Origin of the sequence: Streptomyces sp. NPDC090499 (assembly GCF_044769305.1) — a bacterium.
Taxonomy (GTDB): domain Bacteria; phylum Actinomycetota; class Actinomycetes; order Streptomycetales; family Streptomycetaceae; genus Streptomyces.
In genome coordinates, this window is record NZ_JBIVXP010000015.1 from 124,166 (window position 1) to 143,041 (window position 18,876).

Genomic DNA, 18,876 nt, shown 5'->3' on the forward strand with positions numbered 1-18,876 from the left:
GTAAATGTTTCCATAGCTGCCGTTCACCGAAAGAGATCCGCCGATGTCCTGGACCGCCACCGCCCGATACGGCCTGGAGCCCGCCCCGGGCGGGCTGGCCTTCGTGCAGGACCTGCTGAACACGCTCTCCGCCGGCAAGCCGCGCAGGCCCGACCTGCTCCAGACCGCCGAGGACGCCCGTGCCTGGCTCGACCAGGCGTTGCGGAGCTGGAACGGCGTCACCCACCGGACCGCACCCGGCATGGAACTGACGGCCGAGGACGTGGAAGGCCTCCGCGGCTTCCGCCATGACCTGGCCCAGAGCCTGCACGGCCGGCACGGAGCCCCGGCGACCGAGCCCGGCCCGGCGGCTACGGTGCTGACCCTGCCCACGGCGCTGCGGCTCGACGAGCACGGGGTCGTCCACGCCGAGCCCCGCGGCACCGGCTGGCGGCAGGTGGCCTCTCTCGCCCTGACCGAGGTCTACCAGGCACAGTGCACCGACTCGCTGCGCCGCCTGAAGTCCTGCCGCAACACCCGCTGTATGACCGCCTTCTACGACCGCTCCCGCAACAACAGCGGCGTCTGGCACGACGTCCACGTCTGCGGCAACGCGGCCAACCTGCGCAACTACCGGGCGCGCAAGCGGGCGGACGCGGACCAGGCCTGACGGCAGGCTGCGACCGGCCCGGTGGACAGCCGATCCGTCTGGGCGGCCGACCGACCCGCCGTCCCGGTCGTGGTCCCGGTTCCAGTCGCGGTCCAGTCCCGGTCCGGGTCCCAGTCGCGGTCCCCGTCCCGGTCCCGGTCCTACTCCCCGTCCCGGACCCGGACCCGGTCGGTCAGCGCCCCGTCTTCGGTTCTTGTCGGCGCCGGACCCTTTTCTTGTTCAGATCATTGACACGAGTCACCACCGGATTCTACGTTTCCGACGCGCCGGTGGTACGGCTGACGGCTCGTCAAGGTCCTGTGGCGGTTGATGCGTTCACAGGCCGAACGCGCTCCGGGCTCGCCGTCGGCGTGTTCGCGGTCCACACCGTCGTGCCCGCACACCGAAGGAGTGACGGCTCATGTCCGAAACCTTCTCCCGACGATCCGCCCTGCGCCTCACGGCCGGTGCCGTGGCCGTCGCCGCCGCGGCCACCGGCGGACTCGTTCCGCTCACGCCCGCCGCGGCGGCGGACAGACCCGCGGCCGGGGCCGGCCCCCGCGTCGAGGGGCTGCTCGCCAGACTCACGCTCGACGAGAAGATCTCCCTGCTGCACGGGGCCGACGACCCCGACTCGCTCGGCCAGGCCGGCTACGTGCCCGGCGTCCCCCGCCTGGGCATCCCGCCCCTCAGGCTCGCCGACGGCCCGGCCGGTGTCCGTATCACCGAACACGCCACCGCGCTGCCCGCGCCCGTGCTGCTCGCCTCCGCCTTCGATCCCGAACTGGCCCGCCGCTACGGCCGGGTGATCGGCCATGAGGGCCGCGCCCTCGGCCAGGACGTGTTGCTCTCCCCGATGGTCAACCTCATCCGCACGCCCTACGCGGGCCGCAACTTCGAGACGTTCAGCGAGGACCCGCTGCTCGCCTCCGACCTGGTCGCCGCCGAGATCCGCGGCATCCAGGGCGAGGGGCTGATCGCGACCGTCAAGCACTTCGCCCTCAACAACCAGGAGCAGGACCGCAGCACGGTCGACGTGCACGCCGGCGAACAGACCATGCACGAACTCGAACTGCGCGGCTTCGAGGCGGCGGTGGACGCCGGCGCCGGCGCGGTCATGGGTTCCTACAACCGGGTCAACGGCACCTTCGCCTGCGAGAACAAGACCCTGCTCACCGACATCCTCCGCGATCAGTGGGGCTTCGCGGGCTGGGTGATGACCGACTGGTTCGCCGCCCACAGCACCGTCGCCGCGATCACCGCCGGACTCGACATGGAGATGCCCGACGGCACGTACTTCGGGACGGCCCTCAAGTCGGCGGTGCAGAACGGCAGCGTGCCCGAGCGCTACGTCGACCGGGCGGTACGGCGGATCCTCGCGGTGATGGACCGCTTCGGCCTCCTCGACGGCAGCGCCCCGCCCCGCCCCGGCCGTGACGCAGCGGCGGGCGCGGCCGTGGCCCTGGAGGTCGCCAAGGCCGGCGCCACCCTGCTGCGCAACGAGCACGGCACCCTGCCTCTGGACGGCGGTAGTGTCGCGGTGATCGGCCCCACCGGATCGCTGCCCTTCGTCAGCGGCGGCGGCAGCGCCCATGTCGTCCCCGACCACGCCGACAGCCCCCTCGACGTCATCAGGGCCCGGACCCGCGGCCGGGTCACCCACGCCCTAGGCGAGGACCTGTTCGGCAAGGCCCTGCCGGCCGACGCCCTCAGCCCCGGCTTCACCAGCGAGGGACAGCAGGTGGGCGCCGGGACGTCATGGGCGTACGACGGCACGCTCACCGTCGCCGAGGACGACGAGTGGACCTTCGTGCTCCACTTCTCCTCCGCGGCCACCGCCCGCCCCAAGGTCCTTCTCGACGGCGAGGAGCTCTTCCCGCTCGCCGCCGGATACGGCGAGTACTTCTCCGGCGGCCTGGTCGCCGCGGCCCCCGACGGCCTGGGCGTGCGCCGCAGGACACTCCGACTCGGCCGCGGCGCCCACACGTTGAAGATAGCCGCGGACGGCGGTGACTCGGGTCTGCTGTTCCGGCTGCGCCGCATCACCGGCGCGACCCGCGCCCAGGACGTCGCCGAGGCGGTCGGCGCGGCCCGGGCGGCTCGCCATGTCGTGCTCTTCGCCTACGAGGACGCCACCGAGGGACTCGACCGCACCACCGTCGCCCTGCCCGGCAACCAGGAACAGCTGATCCGCGCGGTGACGGCGGCCAACCCGCGCACCACCGTCGTCCTCAACACCTCGTCGTGCACGTCGATGCCGTGGCTGGCGGGGGCCGGAGCCGTGCTCCAGATGTACTACCCCGGCCAGGAGGGCGCGGCCGCCACCACCGCCGTCCTCTTCGGCGACACCGACCCGGGCGGGCGTCTCACCCAGTCCTTCCCGGCCGACGACGACCACCACCCGGTCGCCGGCGACCCGCGCCGCTACCCCGGCGTCGACGGCGTGGAGGAGTACTCGGAGGGCATCCACGCCGGCTACCGCTGGTACGACGCCCAGGGTGTGCGGCCCCTGTTCCCCTTCGGGCACGGGCTGTCGTACACCTCTTTCGCCTACTCCGATCCGCAGACCCGGTGGACGCGCGGCGGACTGGAGGTCACCTTCACCGTGCGCAACACCGGGCGCCGCGCCGGGATCGCGGTGCCGCAGGTGTACGTCGGGCCCTCCCCGGACCTCCGACTCGACCAGGCGGTAAGGGTGCTGGGCGGCTACCGGCGCCTGGAGCTGCGGGCCGGGGAGCGGCGGCGGGTGACCGTGCGGGTCGCCGGGCGCACCCTGTCGTCATGGGATGCCCGGCACCATCGCTGGACGCTCGGCACCGGGCGGCGGACCGTCTGGGTCGGCGCCTCGGCGGCCGACCTGAGGCTGCGCACCGGCGTGCGGGTCGGCGGCGGCCACCGCTGAATTCCTGTCAATGAACGGCCGGAGAGCAAAGGCTTTCCGGCCGTTTACTTCAAGGGTTTACAAGAATTTTCCCCGGCGTGTGTTTCATTTGAAGCGATGTGGTTGACGACAGATTTTTGTCAGGATTGGGTGAGGGGTTGCGCGGCGGCGTTCGCTGCGGGTTTCCGGTGTGCCACGATCGAGCCAGCGGGCCGAAGTCATCCCGAATTTACAGAGCTCGGCGCGGTCGCACGGCGCGTTGCGCCGTGGTGAGTGCCGGGTGAATGGCCGGTGTGCTTTGACGGGCTTGTGGCGGTGTGCCGTCAGTGATCCGGGCCCCGGGCGGTCGCCGATCCGCAGTGGATTGCTCGGATTTTCGGCTCTTGCGGTGAATTCCTCCCGCTGGCCGAATCAATGCTACCGGACGTGACGGGCCCCCTCCGTTATTGACCCGCGAGTAATGAACTCGCTAGTTTCCGGTGGCCTCACCACGAGCTTTCCGCCGCACACATCCCCCACCGTGCTGTCCTCCCGATTATTCGGAGCGTCATGACGTCCCCTGTGCGTGCCGTCGACCTGATCATGTGCATCACCCCTTTCGGAGAACCCGATGCCCGGCTCGCCACGGCGGTCTGTGCCGCCGGCGGACTCGGCGTCCTCGACCTGGGCCGCGGCGACCGAAGAGCCCGGGAGGCGCTGGCCCTCCTGAGACGGGCGGCACCGGGACCGTACGGCGTGCGGGTCGCCGCCGGCTGTGGCCTGGCCCCGGGCGAACTCGCCCCGGGTGAACCCGGCCCGGCGCCCGACACCGTGGTCCGGGCCGCCGACGCACCCTGGAGCATCGCCGAACTCGCCCCGCACACACGCGTGCTGGCCGAGGTGACCGACCTGACGGAAGCGCGTGCGGCGGTCGCGGCCGGAGCGCACGGGCTGATCGCCCGGGGCGCCGAGAGCGGCGGCCGGGTCGGCGGGCTGAGCACCTTCGTCCTCCTGCAACAGCTGCTCGCCGCAGCCGAGTTGGACGTGCCGGTGTGGGCCGCCGGCGGCATCGGGCCGCGCACGGCGGCGGCCGCGGTGGCCGGCGGCGCGGCCGGGGTGGTCCTCGACAGCCAACTGGCCCTCCTCGCCGAGTCCCGCCTCCCCGAGGCGACGGCGGCCGCACTGCGCTCCCTGGACGGCTCCGAGACGGCCGTGGTGGCCGGTCACCGGGTCCTGCACCGCCGCGGCCCGGACGCCCTGCGCCCGCCCGCCGACGACCCGGGCGCGGTCGCCGCGCTGCTCGGCGCCGAGGACCTGCGCACGCAGCTGCTCCCGGTGGGCCAGGACGGCTTCCTCGCCGCACGGTTCGCCGAGCGCTGGGGCGATGTACGCCGCACCGTAAGGGAGTTGACGGCGGCGATCGGCGTGGACACCGCCGCGGCCGGGGCGCTGCGTCCCGGCACCTCCGCCATGAGCCGTGCCCTCGGTACCCGGCTGCCCGTCGCGCAGGGCCCGATGACCCGGGTGAGCGACCGGGCCGCCTTCGCCGCCGCCGTCGGCGACGACGGGGCGCTGCCCTTCCTGGCGCTCGCCCTCGCCGACGGGGCCCGCACCCGCGAGATGCTGACCGAGGCGAAGGCCGCACTCGACGGACGGCCCTGGGGTGTCGGCGTCCTGGGCTTCGCACCCGAGGAACTCCGGAACGCCCAGCTCGAAGCGGTACGGGAACTGCGGCCCAGCCACGCCATCGTCGCGGGCGGCCGGCCCGCCCAGGCGGAGGCGCTGGAGCGGGCCGGGATCAGCACCTTCCTGCACGTCCCCTCGCCGGGGCTGCTACGGCAGTTCCTGGAGGCCGGGGCGCGGAAGTTCGTGTTCGAGGGCTCCGAGTGCGGCGGCCACGTCGGACCGCGCGCGAGCTTCCCGCTCTGGGAGGCCCAGCTCGCCGTCCTGGAGGAGTTCCCCGACGCCGACGGCCTGGAGGTCTTCTTCGCGGGCGGCATCCACGACGAACGCTCGGCGGCGATGGTCGCCGCGCTCGCCGCGCCGCTCACCGCCCGGGGCGCGGCCGTCGGCCTGCTCATGGGCACCGCCTACCTCTTCACCGAGGAGGCCGTGGACCGGGGCGCGATCCAGCCGCTGTTCCAGCGCCAGGTCATGGCGGCCGCCTCGACCGCCCTCCTGGAGACCGCGCCCGGCCACGCCACCCGCTGTGTGCCCAGTCCCTTCACCTTCAACTACCGCGAACGCGAGTCGGAGTTGCGGGACAGCGGGGTGTCCGACCGGCAGGTGTGGGAGGAGCTGGAGCGGCTCAACGTCGGCCGGCTGCGCATCGCAAGCAAGGGCGTCGACCGCCCGGCCGGCGGCGAGCTGACGCCCGTGGACGAAGAACGCCAGTTCTCCGACGGGATGTTCATGGCCGGCGAGGTCGCCGTGCTGCGCTCGGCGACCACCACCGTGTCCGCCCTGCACCACGCCGTGACCGACGGAGCCGCCGACTTCCTGGCCCGGCGGACGGCGGCGGTGGCGGGCCCGGACCGGGCTCCCGCCCCCGCCCCGCTCGACATCGCGATCGTCGGCATGGCCTGCATGTTCCCCGAGGCCCCCGACCTCGCCACCTTCTGGGCGAACGTGGTCGCAGGACACGACGCGGTGACCGAGGTACCGGTGGACCGCTGGGACCCGGCCGTGCACCACGCCGACGGCTCGACCACCTCGAAATGGGGCGGATTCCTGCCGCCCATCCCCTTCGACCCGCTGGGCTACGGCATCCCGCCGGCCTCCCTCGGCCACATCGAACCCGTCCAGCTGCTCGCCCTGGAAGCCGCCCGGCGTGCCCTGGACGACGCCGGATACGGCGCCCGGGGACGGGAGTTCGACCGGTCGCGCACCTCCGTCGTCTTCGGCGCCGAGGCCGGCAGCGACCTCTCCAACGCGGCCACCCTGCGCGCCGTACTGCCCTCCTACTACGGCAAGGTCCCCGACGGCCTCGACGACCAGCTGCCCCGGCTCACCGAGGACTCCTTCCCGGGCATGCTCTCCAACGTCATCTCGGGACGGATCGCCAACCGCCTCGACCTGGGCGGTGCCAACTACACCGTGGACGCGGCCTGCGCCTCCTCGCTGGCCGCCGTCGACGTCGCCTGCAAGGAACTCACCGCAGGCACCAGCGACGTCGTCCTCTGCGGCGGCGCCGACCTGCACAACGGCATCAACGACTACGTCCTCTTCTCCTCGGTGCACGCCCTGTCCCCGACCGGCCGCTCCCGCGCCTTCGACGGCTCCGCCGACGGCATCGCACTCGGTGAGGGCGTGGCCTGCGTCGTCCTGAAACGACTGGCCGACGCCGAGCGCGACGGCGACCGGATCTACGGCGTGGTCAAGGGGCTCGGTTCGTCCAGCGACGGCCGCTCCCTGGGCCTGACCGCGCCCCGCCCCGAGGGCCAGCGGGCCGCGCTGCTCCGCGCCTACCGCAACGCCGGGATCTCCCCGGCGCAGGTCGGCCTGGTGGAGGCGCACGGCACCGGGACCGTCGTCGGCGACCGCACCGAACTCACCATCCTCAGCGAGGTGTTCGCACAGGCGGGCGCGGCCAACGGCGGTTGCGGCCTCGGGTCGGTCAAGTCCCAGATCGGGCACACCAAGTGCGCCGCCGGGCTCGCCGGGCTGATCAAGACCACCCTCGCCCTGCACACCGGTGTCAAGCCGCCCACCCTGCACCTCGACCGCCCCAACCCGGCCTGGAAGGAGGCGGACAGCCCGTTCGCCTTCCACACCGAGGCCCGGCCGTGGGCGACTCCGCCCGCCGAACGGGTCGCCGGGGTCAGCGCGTTCGGGTTCGGCGGCACCAACTTCCACGTGGTGCTGGGCGCGTACGACAGCGCGGTGGCGCCCGAACAGGGGCTGGACGCATGGCCCGCCGAGCTGTTCGTGTTCCGGGGGCGCGACGACAAGGCCGCCCACCGGGGCGTCGAGGAGATCCTGCGCACCGCGTCGACCGGCTCCTGGCGGCTGCGCGACCTGGCGCTCGCCGCGGCCCGCCGCGCGGACGCCTCCCACGAGCCGGTACGGGCCGCGGTGGTCGCTACCGACGTCGCCGGGCTGGCCGCACAGCTGCGCCGGGTCCTCGCGGGGGAGCACGACCCGGGCGCCGGGATCCACCTGACCGACGGGCTCCGGGACGGGGACGCCAAGGTCGCTTTCCTCTTCCCCGGCCAGGGCAGCCAGCGTCCCGGCATGCTCGCCGACGTCCTCATCGCCTTCCCCGAGCTGCAGCACTACCTGCAACTCGGCCGCGCCCATGCCGACACCCTCTACCCGCCGGCCGCCTTCGACGAGGACACCCGCGAGCGCCGCCGGGCCGCCCTCACCGACACCCGGGCCGCCCAACCCGCCCTCGGTATCGCCGGCCTCGCCGCCCACGCCTTCCTGACGGCGGCCGGCGTCCGCCCCGACATGGCCGCCGGACACAGCTACGGCGAACTCGTCGCCCTCAGCGCGGCCGGCGCCCTCACCCCCGAGACCCTGCTGCGGCTGAGCACCGAACGCGCGGCCGCGATCCTGGCAGCCGCGGGCGACGAACCCGGCACCATGGCCGCGGTGTCCGGCGCGGCGGACGACGTCGAGCGCGCGCTGCGGACCGCCGACGCCCCGGCCTCCGTGGTCGTCGCCAACCACAACTCGCCCCGGCAGAGCGTCATCTCCGGCCCGACCGACGAAGTCGCCGCGGCTGTACGGCTGTTGCGCGAGGCCGGTCTCGGGGCCAAGCGGATCCCGGTGGCCTGCGCCTTCCACAGCCCGGTCGTGGCTGGTGCGGGCGACCGGTTCGCGGCGGTCCTCGCGGACACGGCCGTACGACCGCCCGAGTTCCCGGTGTGGTCCAACCGCACCGCGGCCCCCTACCGGCCCGACGCCGACGCGGTACGTGCCGAACTCGCCGCCCAGATCGGCTCACCCGTCGCCTTCGCCGCCCAGATCGAGGCGATGTACGAGGTGGGGGCCCGCGTCTTCGTGGAGGCCGGGCCCGGGACCGTGCTCACCCGGCTCGTCGGGCAGATCCTCGGCGACCGCCCGCACACCACGGTCGCCTGCGAGCCCCGGGCGGGCAGCGGACTGCGCGGCTGGCTCGACGCGCTCGCCCAGCTGGCCGTGGCCGGCGCACACGTACGCACCGCCCGGCTGCTGCACGGCCGGGACGCCGTGGACGCGGTCCGGACCCCGGCCCCGAAACGGCCCGGCTGGACGGTCGACGGACAGCTCGTGCGCACCGCCGCCGGAGACCTCCTGCCCAATGCCCTCGCACCGGCCCGACGAGTCGTGGAGACGACGACTGTGACGACGAACCAGCCGCACGGCGCCCCCGCCGACCGCGACGCGCTGATCTCCGAGTTCCTGCGCACCAGCCGGGAGATGGTCGCCGCCCAGCGTGACGTGCTCCTCACCTACTTCGGGGCGACCCAGGTGCAGGTGCCGGCCGCACCGGTGCTCCAGCAGCTCCCGTCGGCCGAAGTGGCCGTACCGCAACCACAGTTGACGGAGTCCGCGCCCGCGCCCACCCCGTCGCCCGAGCCCGCGGCGACGGCCGACGTCGAGCGGGTCGTCCTGGAGATCATCAGCGAGCGCACCGGCTACCCCGTGGACATGATCGAGCCCGACCTCGATCTGGAAGCCGACCTGAGCATCGACTCGATCAAGCGGGCCGAGATCGCGGGGGAGCTGGCGAAGCGACTCGGTGTCGCGGGCGGCGCGGAGACCCTGGACGACGCCGAGCTGGAGGAGCTGGCCAAGGCGCGTACGGCCGCGGCCGTCACCGGGTGGCTGCGGGCACGGGTCGGCACCGGTGCGGAGGGGACGGCGACGGACCCGGCCGCCACGGACCCCACGGTCGCCGCGCCCGAACCACCGGCTGCTGCCGGGCCCGAGCCGGGGGTGCCGGCGTCGCCGAGCCACCCCGCCGCGGCCGACGAGGTTCCGGCGGGCGAGGCGCCGAAGCGGTTCGAGATGCGGCCCGTGGCCCTGGCCGAGCCGGATGCCGTGGCCGACCCGGCCGCCGTGCTGTCCGGCAGGCGGTTCCTCGTCCTCGGGGACGGCGGCGCGCAGGTCGCGGCCCGGCTCGCCGGGCACGGCGCCGAGGCCGTGACCGTGCACGCGGACCACCTGCTCGGGGAGGCCGACGGAGCCGTGGACGGCGTGCTGTACCTGGGCGCGCTGCCCGGCACCGACACCCCCGTGCTGCCCGACGCCTACCCGGTACTGCGGGCGGCCCTGGCCCGGAGCCCGCGCTGGCTGCTGGCCGCCCGCCCCGCCGACGGCCCCGACGCGGCACGCTCGGCCGGGCTGCACGGGCTGTTCCGCACCGTGGCCCGGGAGTACCCGGACACCGTCGCCCGGGTCGTGACCCTCGTCGACACCGCACCGGAGGCGGTCGCCGACGCCCTGCTCACCGAAGTACTCGCACCGGAGCCCGCTCCCGTCGTACTGCGCACGGCCACCGGCCGGCAGAGCCTCGAACTGGTCGAGGCGGCGCCCGGCACGCTCGGCAGCACCGGGGCCGGACCGGCCGGGGCGGGGGCCGCCGAGGCCGCCGCCCTCGGCCTCGACCGGGACTCGGTGGTGCTGCTGGTCGGCGGCGCCCGGGGCATCACCGCGAAGTTCGCGGCCACCCTCGCCGACGCCTGCCGCTGCCGGATCGAACTGCTCGGCCGGACCCCCGCGCCGAACGGTCCCGAGGCCCCGGACACCGCCGCCGCCCGCACCCCCGCCGAACTCCGCGCCGCGCTCGCCGCCCGCGGCGGCCTGAAGCCCGCCGAGATCAACCGCGAGGCCGAACTGATCCTGGCCCAGCGGGAGATCACCGCCACCCTGGACGAACTCGGCGCGCTCGGCAGCGAGGCCCGCTACCGCGCCGTCGACTTCCGCGACCGCGACGCCGCACTCCAGGCCGTCAAGGAGATCCACGCCGACCACGGCCGCCTCGACGGGGTCGTCTTCGCGGCCGGGGTGATCGAGGACCGCCTGATCGCCGAGAAGACCCCGGAGTCCTTCCAGCGGGTCTACGGCACCAAGACGACCGGCGCGGCCACCCTGCTCGCCGCCCTCGAGGAACTGCCCAGCGGCCCCGGTTTCGCCGTCCTGTTCGGCAGCATCTCGGCCGTCCTCGGCAACCGCGGCCAGGCCGACTACGCCGCCGCCAACGACGCCCTGGAGAGCCTCGGCGCCGGCTGGGCGGAACGCACCGGGAACCGCGCGCTGACCGTGCACTGGGGGCCCTGGGCGCCCGTCGGCGGCCACACCGGCATGGTCAGCCCGGAGCTGGGCCGCGAGTACGCGCGCCGCGGCATCGGGCTGATCGACCCCGACGAGGGCACCGCCGCCCTGCTGCGGGAGCTCGCCTGGGGCGCGGAGTCCGTACGGGCCGTCGTCTACACCGCCTCGGGCTGGTGACATGACCGACGACCGCCGGACACCGGTCGCGATCGTGGGCATGGCGGTGCTGCTCCCCGGCGCCGCCGGCCTCGACGCCTACTGGACCAACCTGCGCGACGGCGTGGACGCGATCGGCGAGGTCCCCGAAGGACGCTGGGACGCGGACTACTACCGGCCCGGCTCGGCGGCCGGGCCCGCCGTCCCCGACGAGGTCTACTGCCGGCGCGGCGGCTTCGTGGACGGGCTGGCCGAGGTGGAGGTCACCCGGTACGGGATCATGCCGAACTCCGTCCACGGCACCGAACCCGACCAGCTGATCGCCCTGGACGTGGCCGCCGCGGCCATCGCCGACGCGGGCGGCACGGACCGGCTGCCCGACCGGCACCGGATCGGAGTGGTGCTGGGCCGGGGCGGCTATCTCACCCCCGGCCTCGTCCGGCTCGACCAGCGGGTCCGCACGGCCGGACAACTCGTCCGCACCCTCGGCGAGTTGGTGCCCGACCTCACCCCCGGCCAACTGGCGCGGGTGCGCGAGGCGTTCACCGACCGGCTCGGCCCCGCCAGCCCCGAGTCCGCGATCGGCCTGGTGCCCAACCTCGCCGCCTCCCGGATCGCCAACCGCCTCGACCTGCGCGGCCCCGCCTACACCGTGGACGCGGCCTGCGCCTCCTCCCTGGTCGCCGTCGACCAGGCCGTCACCGAACTCACCGCCGGGCGCTGCGACGTGATGCTCGCCGGGGGAGTGCACCACTGCCACGACATCACCCTGTGGAGTGTCTTCTCCCAGCTGCGCGCACTCTCCCCGAGCCAGCGCATCCGCCCCTTCCACCGCGACGCCGACGGCATCCTCATCGGCGAGGGCACCGGGGTCGTCGTCCTCAAGCGCCTCGCCGACGCCGAGCTCGACGGCGACCGCGTCTACGCCGTGATCCGCGGCACCGGCGTGGCCAGCGACGGCCGTACCGCCGGACTGGTCAACCCCGACCCCGGCGGCCAGACCCACGCCGTACGCCAGGCCTGGCGGGCCGCCGGGCTCGACCCCGCCGCACCGCACTCGGTCGGCCTTCTGGAGGCGCACGGCACCGCCACCCCGGCCGGTGACGCGGCCGAACTGACCACACTGGCGGAGGTGTTCGGGCCGTGCGCCGAAGGCGAGCGGGCCGTGCTGGGCTCGGTGAAGTCGATGATCGGCCACACCATGCCGGCCGCCGGAGTCGCCGGGCTGGTCAAGGCCGCCCTCGCCCTCCACCACGCCACCCTGCTGCCCACCCTGCACTGCGACGACCCGCACCCCGCCCTCGCCGCCACCCGCTTCCGCACGCTGGACCGGGCCCGGCCCTGGGAGACCGCCCCCGGACAGCCGGTCCGCAGAGCCGCGGTGAACGCCTTCGGGTTCGGCGGGATCAACGCGCACGTGGTGCTGGAGGAGGCCCCCGGCCGCCGCGCGACCACTGCCGGCCACCGCGGCGCAGCGGCGCCCGCACCCCGCCTCGCCGCAGGCATCGACGTCACCGAACCCGAGCGCGTCCTCCTGCTCGCCGCCGACACCCCCGAGCAACTGGCCGCGCTCCTCACCGCCGACGACTCCGCCGTGCTCGCCGCCGGTCTGGCCCCCGAGGGGACCCACCCGGAGGCCGGCCCGGTCCGCCTGGGCATCGTCGATCCCACCGCCAGACGGCTCGCCCTCGCCCGGCGCGCGGTCGGCAAGGGCCGTGCCTGGCAGGGCCGCAACGACGTCTGGTTCCGGCCCGCCCCGCTGTTGCGCACCGGCAAGCTGGCCTTCGTCTTCCCGGGCCTGGAAGGCGAGTTCACTCCCCGCGTCGACGACATCGCCGCGCATTTCGGCCTCCCCACCGTCACCGCCCCCGCCACGCACGCCGTGCGGGTCGGGGACGTAGGCCGTCATGGGTTCGGTGTCGTCGGCGTGGGGCGGCTGCTGGACTCGGCGCTGCGCCGGATGGGCGTGGTGCCGGACGTGGTCGCCGGGCACAGCGTCGGCGAGTGGACGGCGATGGTGGCCGCCGGGCTCTACTCGGGGGACCAGGTCGACGCGTTCATGGCCGGATTCGACCCCGACGCGGTCACTGTCCCCGGCCTCGCCTTCGCCGCCGTCGGTGCCCCCGCCGACCGGGTGCTCGCCGCACTCCACGCGGACCGGACGGACGCCGGGATCGTCCTCTCCCACGACAACGCGCCGAACCAGTCGATGGTCTGCGGCCCGGACCGGGCCGTGGCGGACTTCGTCCGCGCCTTCCGCGCCGACGGCGTGCTGTGCCAGGTGCTGCCGTTCCGGTCCGGCTTCCACACCCCGATGCTGGCGCCGTACCTGACCCCCATCAGGGAGGCCGCCGAGCGCTTCCGGCTGCACCGGCCGACCGTCCCGGTCTGGTCCGGCACCACCGCGGCCCCCTTCCCGGCGGCCGAGGCGGAGGTGCGCGAACTCTTCGTCCGGCACCTGCTGGAGCCGGTCCGGTTCCGGCAGCTGGTCGGGGCCCTGTACACCGCCGGGCACCGGGTCTTCGTCCAGACCGGCCCAGGGCAGCTGGCCTCCCTGATCGCCGACACCCTCGGCGACCGCGACCACCTCGCCGTCGCCGCCAACTCCCCGCACCGCTCCGGCCTGGCCCAACTCCGGCGCGTGGCGACCGCGTTGTGGACCGCGGGTGCCGCCGTCGCACCGGCGGTGCCCGGGAAGGGCAGCACGCCCGCACCGGCATCGCGGCGGCCGCCCGTCCGGCTCGACCTGGGCGGCGCGCTGGTCTCCCTGGACGGCCCGGAACTGGCCGAGCTGCGCACGGCCCTGGGCGGCAGGCGGGCGCCCGCCGGGCCCTCCCCGCTGGACGGTCTCGCCGTCCGAGTCCCGGCCGCCGCCGAACTCGACGCGCTGCTGCGGGAGACGGCGGACACGGCGGCGGCCGTCCTCACCGCGATCAGCGCCTCGCCGGCCACCACGGTCCCGCGCACCACGGCACCCCGTTCCACGCCACGCGTCCCCGCCCCCGCCACTCGGCCCCCCGCCACACCGACCCCCACCCCCCGCACCAGCACCGTCAAGGTGTCCCCCGAGGCGATGCCGTACCTCCTCGACCACTGCTTCTTCCCGCAACGCCCCGGCTGGCCGGACACCGAGGACCGCTGGCCGGTGGTCCCGGCCACCACGATCGTGCAGCACATGATGGACGCGGCCGAGGACGCCACCGGACTGCGGGCGGTCGCCGTGCACGGAGCCCGCTTCGACCGCTGGCTCACCGCCACACCCGCCGTCGACGTCCCGGTCACCGTCACCCCGGAGGGGCCCGGCCGTGTCGCGGTGACCTTCGGCCCCACCGCCCGCGCGGTCGTCGAAGTGGCCCCGGGCCACGCCCCGCCGCCCACCGGACCGGCCGAACCCCCGGCCCTCGAACGCACCCCCGAGCACACCGCCGCCGAACTGTACGCCGAGCGCTGGATGTTCCACGGCCCGGCCTTCCAGGGCGTCACCGAGCTCACCGCGATCGGCGACCGGCACGTCCGCGGCGTGATCACCACGCCCACCGCCCCGGGCGCCCTGCTGGACAACGTCGGTCAGATCCTCGGCTACTGGATCATGTCCACCCGCACCGAGCGGAGCGTCGTCTTCCCGGTGCAGATGCGGGAGATGCGCTTCCACGGCCCGCACCCCGCCCCCGGCACCGAGGTCGGCTGCCTGGTGCGGATCACCGCGCTCACCGACACCGTCCTGGAGGCGGACGTGGAACTCACCGTCGGCGACCGGGTCTGGGCCCGGATCGGCGGCTGGCAGGACCGCCGCTTCGACAACGACCCGCACACCCGGCCCGTCGAGCGCTTCCCGGACCGCAACACCCTCTCCGAGGCCCGGCCGGGCGGCTGGACCCTGCTCCACGAACGCTGGCCGGACCTCGCCTCCCGCGAGCTGATCATGCGCAACTCCCTGGGCGGAGCGGAGCGTTCGCAGTACGCCGAGCACCCGCCGCGCGGCCGCAGGCAGTGGCTGCTGGGCCGCATCGCCGCCAAGGACGCGGTACGCCAGTGGCTCTGGCAGCACGGCGAGGGCCCGGTCTTCCCGGCCGAACTCCGCATCCGCAACGACGAGTTGGGCCGCCCGTACGTGGTCGGCGTGCACGGCCGCACGCTGCCCGCGCTGGACGTCTCGCTCGCCCACCGGGCCGAGGCGGCGGTGGCGATCGTACGCCCGCACACCCCCGGACCCGGTCCGGGCATCGACCTCGAAGAAGTCACCGATCGGGACCCGGCGGCCATGGAGGTCGCGCTCGGCGCGGACGAACTCCGGCTGCTGCACGCACTTTCCGCCGCCGACGCCGACGGTTCGCCGTCGCTGTGGTTCACCCGCTTCTGGGCCGCCAAGGAGGCCGTCGCCAAGGCCGAGGGCACCGGATTCGACGGCAGACCACGGGACTTCACCGTCCTGGAGGCGGCCCCCGACGGCAGCCGGCTGCTGGTCTCGGGCCGGCTGGAACGCGCCTACCCGGTGCACTGCGCGCCGGTCCGCAATCCCCCCGCACTGCCGGACCGCGACTACGTCGTGGCCTGGACCACCGGACCGGCAGCCGCAGACCCCGAGGAGGACCCGCGATGAATCCCACCGAGCCCGAGATCCGCGCCGACGAGGAGGCGGTGCTCGCCGACCTCGCGGGGATGCTCCGCACCCTCCTGGAGGAGTACGGCGACGACGACGCCGAGATCGGCATGAGCACCACCTTCAACCGCGACCTGGAGCTGGAGAGCATCGACCTGGTCACCCTCGCCGGGCTCCTGGAGGAGCGGTACGGCAAGCGGGTCAACTTCGCCGAGTTCCTCGCCGGGATGGAGTTCGACGAGATCATCGAACTGACCGTCGGCCGGCTCGTCGAGTACGTGGTGTGGAGCCTGAAGGCCACGGAGGCGGGCTGAGCCATGGCGATCGTCGACACCGGAGACGTCCGGCTGCACGTACAGAGAATGGGTCCCGGGGAGGACCGTACCCCGGTCGCCACCGTGGTCCTCGTCCACGGGCTGCTCACCGACAGCCTGGCCAGCTACTACTTCACCGTGGCCCCCGCCTTCGCCGTCTCCGGCCTGGACGTGGTCATGTACGACCTGCGCGGCCACGGCCGCAGCGGCCGCCCGTCCGGCGGCTACACCCTCGACCACAACATCGACGACCTGGAGGCCCTGCTCGACCACCTGTCGATCAGCGGCCCGGTCCACCTCGTCGGCAACTCCTACGGCGGCACCATCGCCTTCGGCTACGCGGCCCGCCACCCCGAGCGCGCGGCCAGCCTGACCCTCATCGAGTCCGAACCGGCGACCGCCGCCTGGGCCGCCAAACTCGGCGGCATCCTGCACCGGGTCGTCACCGAACTCGCCCACAACGAGCCGGACGCGATCGCCTGGATCACCGCCAACCGCAGCCACAACACCGCCCGCCTGGCCAGGGGCGCGGCCCGGCTCGCCCGCGAGACCAGCCTCGGCCGGGACATCCCCGCCAGCCGGGTCCTGACGGAGGACCAGATCCGCGCCGTACGCTGCCCGGTCCTCGGGGTGTACGGCGGCGACTCCGACCTGGTCGAGGTGGTCCCGCTGAAGGAGGCGCTGCTCGCGGACTACCGGTCGGTGGTGCTGCCCGGACACGAGCACTCCGTGCTGGTCGAGGCGGCCGGCACGGTCGGCGGACACATCCTGGAGCTGATCCACTCGGTCAGCGGCGGCGTACGGGCCGGGGTCCGGTGAGCGCCTTCCTGTTCGCCGTACCGCCCCTGGTCGGTCACATCAACCCGGCCGTCGGCGTCGCGGCCGAACTCGCCGCGCGCGGGCACCGGGTGGCCTGGGTCTGCGCGGACCCCGGGCTGGTGCAGCGGCTGGCGGGACCGCAGGCCCGGGTCTGCCCGTGCGCGGGGACCGCGGAGGGGGAGCGGCCCGCCGACCTGCGGGGCGCGGAGGCGCTGAAGTTCCTCTGGGAGTGGTTCCTGGTACCGCTGGCGGACGCGATGGCGCCCGGCGTGCGTGCGGCCGTCGACGCGTTCCGCCCCGATGTGGTGGTCGCCGACCAGCAGGCCTTCGCCGGGGCCCTGGTGGCCGAGCGGCTCGGGCTGCCGTGGGCGACGTCCGCGACCACCTCGGCCGAGTTCGGGGGCGCCTACGACGGCATCCCCAAGGTCGCGGAGTGGCTCCGGGACCGGCTCGCGGAGCTGCGCGGCCGGATCGGCGACCCGGCGGGCACCGCCGACCCGCGCTTCTCGCCGCATCTCACCCTCGCCTTCACCACGCCCGAACTGGCGGGCCCCACCGACCGGCCGGCGGTCCGCTACGTGGGCCCGTCGATCTCCGAGCGGCCGGTCGCCGACGGCTTCCCCTGGGACTGGCTCGACCCGAGCCGGGAGCGGGTCCTGGTCTCCCTCGGCACCGCCAACGCGGACGTGGGCGGGCGGTTCCTGGCCGAGTGCGTGGCCGCGGTGCGCGATCGGGCCGACCGGGTCCAGGCGCTGGTCGCAGACCCCGGCGGCACCCTGCCCCCCGCGGCCGACGACAAGGACATCCTGATCCTGCCCTCGCTGCCCCAGCTCCCGCTCCTGGAGCGGGTCGACGCGGTCGTCTGCCACGCCGGGCACAACACCGTGTGCGAGGCCCTGTGGCACGGCGTCCCGCTGGTCGTCGCGCCCATCCGCGACGACCAGCCGGTGATCGCCGGGCAGGTCGTCGACGCCGGCGCGGGCCTGCGGGTCCGGTTCGGCCGGGTCACCGCCCCGCGCCTCGGCGAGGCCCTCGACACCGTCCTGTACGAGCCCGGCCCGCGCACCGCGGCGGCCCGCATCCGCACCGCGTTCCGCGCGGCGGGCGGAGCACCGGCCGCCGCGACCCACCTGGAACGCCTCGCCGCCGACCCGCACGCAAGGAGACCCGATGAGCAAGCAGAGTGACATCGAGGCGCTGCGCTCCGCCTACCAGCGGGACCTCGCCGAGGGCACCGACCGCTTCTTCGAACCCCGGCGCACCACCTGCCCCTGGTGCGCCTCCGACCGGCTGACCACCCGGCTGCGCACCACCGACCTGCTCCAGCACAAGCCCGGCGCCTTCGTCCTCGACCGCTGCACGGAGTGCGGCCACACCTTCCAGAACCCGCGCCTGAACGAGACGGGCCTGGAGTTCTACTACCGCGACTTCTACGACGGCCTCGGCGAGCAGAAGATGAGCGGCACCTTCGGCGGCCGCACCACGATGTACCAGGGCCGCGCCCGGTCCATGGTCCCGCACGACCCGACCCCGAAGAACTGGCTCGACGTCGGCACCGGCCACGGCCACTTCTGCGAGGCAGCCCGCGAGGTGCTGCCCGGCACCGCCTTCGACGGCCTCGACTTCACCGACGGCGTCGAACTCGCCGCCCGCGAGGGCCGCGTGGAGCACGCCTACCGCGGCGCCTTCCCCGACCTGGCCCCCGAACTCACCGCCCGCTACGACGTGGTGAGCATGTTCCACTACCTGGAGCACAGCACCGACCCCGACCGCGAACTGCGCGCCGCCCACGAGGCGGTACGCCCCGGCGGCCACCTCCTCATCGAGGTCCCCGACCCCGAGAGCCGCTACGCCCGCCTGCTCGGCCGCTGGTGGCTGCCCTGGCTCCAGCCGCAGCACCTGCACTTCGTCCCGGTCGCCAACCTGCGCGCCCGCCTCACCGACCTGGGCTTCACGGTCGTCGCCGAGGAGCACGCCGAGGCGCACGACCCCGTCGACCTGCTGGCCGCCGTCTGGCTCGCCCTGGACCACACCGCCCCGCCCGAGGACGCCCCCTGGCTGCCCACCCCGCCCGGCGCGCTGCAGAAGACGCTCCGCGCGGCCCTGCTCATCGCGGGCATCCCGGCCCTGATCGCCGGCACCCTCCTGGACCGCTTCGCCGTACGGCCGCTCTCCCGCCGCCTCCGCGTCTCCAACGCCTACCGCATCGTGGCCCGCCGCGACTGACGCCCCCGCC

8 protein-coding genes are annotated in these 18,876 nt (G+C 74.6%); all 8 read left to right on the top strand.

The window, feature by feature from the left end; translation table 11 throughout:
* Positions 1-43 precede the first annotated feature (43 nt).
* Positions 44-649 (top strand): CGNR zinc finger domain-containing protein, encoded by a 606-nt coding sequence (locus tag ACIQVL_RS38570; RefSeq protein ID WP_403477684.1) that lies wholly within the window; start codon positions 44-46, stop codon positions 647-649.
* A gap of 400 nt (positions 650-1,049) precedes the next feature.
* Positions 1,050-3,530: a beta-glucosidase gene (locus tag ACIQVL_RS38575; RefSeq protein ID WP_403477685.1), complete on the top strand. Its 2,481-nt coding sequence runs from the start codon at positions 1,050-1,052 to the stop codon at positions 3,528-3,530.
* Positions 3,531-4,058: 528 nt separating this feature from the next.
* Positions 4,059-10,928: an SDR family NAD(P)-dependent oxidoreductase gene (locus ACIQVL_RS38580; protein ID WP_403477686.1), complete on the top strand. Its 6,870-nt coding sequence runs from the start codon at positions 4,059-4,061 to the stop codon at positions 10,926-10,928.
* A 1-nt stretch (position 10,929) separates the two neighbouring features.
* Positions 10,930-15,507: a beta-ketoacyl synthase N-terminal-like domain-containing protein gene (locus tag ACIQVL_RS38585; protein ID WP_403477687.1), complete on the top strand. Its 4,578-nt coding sequence runs from the start codon at positions 10,930-10,932 to the stop codon at positions 15,505-15,507.
* Complete coding sequence (locus ACIQVL_RS38590; protein ID WP_093505746.1) at positions 15,504-15,821, top strand: acyl carrier protein; 318 nt, start codon at positions 15,504-15,506, stop codon at positions 15,819-15,821. Before ACIQVL_RS38585 ends, ACIQVL_RS38590 begins: the two co-directional genes overlap by 4 nt.
* A 3-nt stretch (positions 15,822-15,824) precedes the next feature.
* Positions 15,825-16,640: an alpha/beta fold hydrolase gene (locus tag ACIQVL_RS38595; protein WP_403431500.1), complete on the top strand. Its 816-nt coding sequence runs from the start codon at positions 15,825-15,827 to the stop codon at positions 16,638-16,640.
* Entirely contained in the window at positions 16,637-17,827 is a 1,191-nt protein-coding gene (locus ACIQVL_RS38600; RefSeq protein ID WP_403477688.1) for a glycosyltransferase, read from the top strand. The genes ACIQVL_RS38595 and ACIQVL_RS38600 overlap by 4 nt, the downstream gene beginning before the upstream one ends.
* Positions 17,811-18,866, top strand: coding sequence for a class I SAM-dependent methyltransferase (locus ACIQVL_RS38605; RefSeq protein ID WP_403431505.1), 1,056 nt, complete (start codon positions 17,811-17,813; stop codon positions 18,864-18,866). The genes ACIQVL_RS38600 and ACIQVL_RS38605 overlap by 17 nt, the downstream gene beginning before the upstream one ends.
* The last annotated feature ends 10 nt before the right edge of the window (positions 18,867-18,876 follow it).

Excerpts from the sequence above, each read along its gene's own strand:
- ACIQVL_RS38570 (WP_403477684.1), top strand. The coding sequence starts at position 44 with ATGTCCTGGACCGCCACCGCCCGATACGGCCTGGAGCCCGCCCCGGGC.
- ACIQVL_RS38575 (WP_403477685.1), top strand. The coding sequence starts at position 1,050 with ATGTCCGAAACCTTCTCCCGACGATCCGCCCTGCGCCTCACGGCCGGT.
- ACIQVL_RS38580 (WP_403477686.1), top strand. The coding sequence starts at position 4,059 with ATGACGTCCCCTGTGCGTGCCGTCGACCTGATCATGTGCATCACCCCT.
- ACIQVL_RS38585 (WP_403477687.1), top strand. The coding sequence starts at position 10,930 with ATGACCGACGACCGCCGGACACCGGTCGCGATCGTGGGCATGGCGGTG.
- ACIQVL_RS38590 (WP_093505746.1), top strand. The coding sequence starts at position 15,504 with ATGAATCCCACCGAGCCCGAGATCCGCGCCGACGAGGAGGCGGTGCTC.
- ACIQVL_RS38595 (WP_403431500.1), top strand. The coding sequence starts at position 15,825 with ATGGCGATCGTCGACACCGGAGACGTCCGGCTGCACGTACAGAGAATG.
- ACIQVL_RS38605 (WP_403431505.1), top strand. The coding sequence starts at position 17,811 with ATGAGCAAGCAGAGTGACATCGAGGCGCTGCGCTCCGCCTACCAGCGG.